Annotated in this window: 2 protein-coding genes and 1 pseudogene; all 3 read right to left on the reverse strand. The window is 67.7% G+C overall.

Annotated elements, in window-relative coordinates:
- A pseudogene (locus EN780_RS13130) lies at nucleotides 1-517 on the reverse strand (divergent polysaccharide deacetylase family protein); the annotation flags it as partial.
- A 206-nt stretch (nucleotides 518-723) separates the two neighbouring features.
- Nucleotides 724-2,049 (reverse strand): S41 family peptidase, encoded by a 1,326-nt coding sequence (locus EN780_RS13135; RefSeq protein ID WP_187331394.1) that lies wholly within the window; start codon nucleotides 2,047-2,049, stop codon nucleotides 724-726.
- A 1-nt stretch (nucleotide 2,050) separates the two neighbouring features.
- The coding region (locus tag EN780_RS13140; RefSeq protein WP_245499951.1) for a murein hydrolase activator EnvC at nucleotides 2,051-3,160 on the reverse strand (1,110 nt) is incomplete at its 5' end.

The following is a 3,160-nucleotide window of genomic DNA, read 5'->3' on the forward strand; positions in this document are numbered from 1 at the left end:
CGCGCGCGCCCCGCGATCCCGACCATGGCCGCGCATAGACGTCGAACGGCCGCCTGCCGTCGGCGGCGCGGACCGGCAGCGGGCCGGTGTCGCTGGCTTCGATCAACGCCTTGTCGGGGATATGCGCGACCTTCAGGTTCTGGCCGATCGCGGACGGATCGCGGATGACGATGGCCGCCTTGGGCGGGCCGTCGCCTTCCTCGGTCTGGACATGGATGATCTGCGGTCCGCCGGCCTTGGGCGTTTCGACCTTGGGTGCCGCCGTCGCCGCCTCCGCGGCGGGTGCCGGGGCAGGCGTCGTGGCCGGGGCCGGCGCCACCTTCGGCGTCGACACCGCGACCTCTTGCGGCTTGCGGAACGGTTTTTCGCGCAAGGCGATGGCGCCGGAGACGCCGATCACCGCAAGCACAGCGAGCGTCGCCGCGACCGCGCCGGTGCTGATGCCGCGCGAGGCAACGCGCTGCGGCCTGGGGGCCTGCCCGAGCGGTCGTTCTATATCCTTGCCGATGTCCACCAAGCCGCAACCCCGAAGCGTTGGGACCGGCAGGTGGGCTCACCTCCCGGAACGCCACGCCAATCCAAGTCTCCTCGGCGCCTGCCATGCCTCGGGCGCGGCGCGCCGGCCGCGCCCCCCCGAATCAAACTGCCGGAACCTCGCGGTCCCGGCAGCATCGCATTGCTTCGATCAGGCGGCCAGACCTCTTGGCCTGGTCCGCCGAATCCTTACTGGTTGAGCACGGCCTTCTGCGGATTCGGCGGGAACGCCGGATCGGTCTTCTGGCCGCGCAGCAACTGCTCGGCATAGATCAACTGCAGGTCGTCCTTCGGATCCGGCGGCACATAGGCGGCCGAGCCGGAGCCGGTCGAGCTCTCGTCGGCGCCCTTGATATGGCCCTTGAGGTCCGATTCGCCGCGCGTCAGGTCCCGGCCCTGCAGATCCGCCGGCAGCGGCTGCTCGACCTTGATGTCGGGCGTGATGCCCTTGCCCTGGATCGACTTGCCGGACGGCGTGTAATAGAGCGCCGTCGTCAGCCTGAGCGCACCGTTCTCGCCGAGCGGGATGATGGTCTGCACCGAACCCTTGCCGAAGGACTGGGTGCCGACCACGGTGGCGCGGCGCAGGTCCTGCAGCGCGCCGGCGACGATTTCCGACGCGCTCGCTGAACCGCCATTGACCAGCACGATCAGCGGCTTGCCGCCGATGTCGTCGCCCGCCCTCGCGTCGAAGCGGGTGACGTCCTTCGGATCGCGGCCGCGCGTCGAGACGATCTCGCCGCGGTCGAGGAAGGCATCCGACACGCTCACCGCCTGGTCGAGCAGGCCGCCCGGATTGAGGCGCAGGTCGAGCACATAGCCCTTGAGCTTGTCGGCCGGCACCTGCTTCTTGATGGTGTCGATGGCGTTCTCGAGATCGTCGTAGGTCTTCTCGGTGAACGAGGTGATCTTCATGTAGCCGACGTCGTTCTCGACGCGGAACTTGACCGCCTTGACCTTGATGATGTCGCGCACCACCGTCAGCTCGATCGGCTTGTCGGCGCCCTGGCGCAGGATGGTCAGCTTGATCGGCGTGTTGACCGGTCCGCGCATCTTCTCGACGGCGTCGTTGAGGGTCAGGCCGCGCACTTCCTCGCCGTCGATCTTGGCGATGTAGTCGCCGGCCAGCACGCCCGCCTTGGCGGCCGGCGTGTCGTCGATCGGCGTGATCACCTTGACCAGGTCGTTCTCCATGGTGACCTCGATGCCGAGGCCGCCGAACTCGCCCTTGGTCTGCACGCGCATGTCCTGCGCCTGCTCGGCGTTCATGTAGGACGAGTGCGGATCGAGCGAGGCCAGCATGCCGTTGATGGCGTTCTCGACCAGCGACTTGTCGTCCGGCGGCGTCACATATTGCGCCCGCACGCGCTCGAAAATGTCGCCGAAGATCGCCAGTTGCTTGTAGGTCTCGGAGCCCGCAGCGTTCGCCGTCGAGCCTGGCGCGCCGTAGACCAGGCTCATCGCTGACGCGCCCATCAGCGCGCCGGCGAACAGAAGCGAAAGTTTCCGCATCATTTCACGTCCTTCCAGAAAAACGGTCCGCCCACCATGGGGTCGGATCGACGGGTTTTCCATCCTTGCGGAACTCGACATAGAGCTCCGGCGTGGCATTTCCATTCTGCGAGGCCGAGGTGCTCGCCACCCGGGCCTCTCCCATCGCGCCGACCGGTTCTCCTGCGAGCACCGACTGGCCAGTCGCGACACTGATTCTGCTCATCCCAGCCAAGACGACATGATACCCGTCGCCGGCATTGAGGATCAAGAGTTGACCATAAGAGCGAAACGGCCCCGCATAAAGCACATTTCCATCCGCCGGCGCGGTGACGATGGCTCCCGATTGTGTCGCAACCATGTCCCCTTGCATCACCGCGCCGTTACCGTCATCGGCGCCGAAGCGCCGCTTGATCTTGCCGGTCACCGGCAGCGCGATCTGTCCCTGCAGCGCCGAGAACGGTGCCGCGGCCGTGAGCCGGTTGCCTTCCGGCACCGGCAGCGCGGCCAATTCCGCCGGCGCCGGCGTCTTGCCGTCTCCTCCCGGAGCCTGGTCGCCATCGGCCGATTTGCGCTCGGCCGCCTTGGCCTGGTCTGTCGCCCTGCGCGCCTTGTCGGCCTCCAGCGAGGCGATCAGATCCTTGAGGCTGCCCGCCCTGGCCGCCAGTACCTGTGAGCGCTGCTTCTCGGCGGCGATCTCCGTCTCGGTGTCGGCCTGAAGCTTCTGCTTGGCCTCCAGCAGCATGCTCAGCCGCTTCTTTTCCGCCGCCTGTTCGCCGACCGCCGTCGTCAGCCTGGCCCGCTCCGCCTCGATCGAGGTCGTCACCCGCGTCTGTTCCTTGAGGTCGGCGAGCAGCACCTCGGTCTGCTGGCGCAATTCCGGCACCACCGCGCCGAGCAGGATGGCGCTGCGCACCGACGACAGCGCGTCCTCCGGCTTGACCAGGATCGCCGGCGGCGGATTGAGGCCCATGCGCTGCAACGCGCCCAGCACTTCGGCCAGCACGTCGCGCCGCGCCGCCAGCGAGGCGCGGATCTTCTGCTCTTCCGCTTTCAGGCCTTCCAGCTTGGCGCCGATGTCCTCGATGTCCTGGCCGAGCTTCTGCTCGGTCATCGCCGACTGGATCAACGCCGC

Source organism: Mesorhizobium sp. M4B.F.Ca.ET.089.01.1.1, from assembly GCF_004022605.1.
GTDB classification, from domain to species: Bacteria; Pseudomonadota; Alphaproteobacteria; order Rhizobiales; family Rhizobiaceae; genus Mesorhizobium; species Mesorhizobium abyssinicae.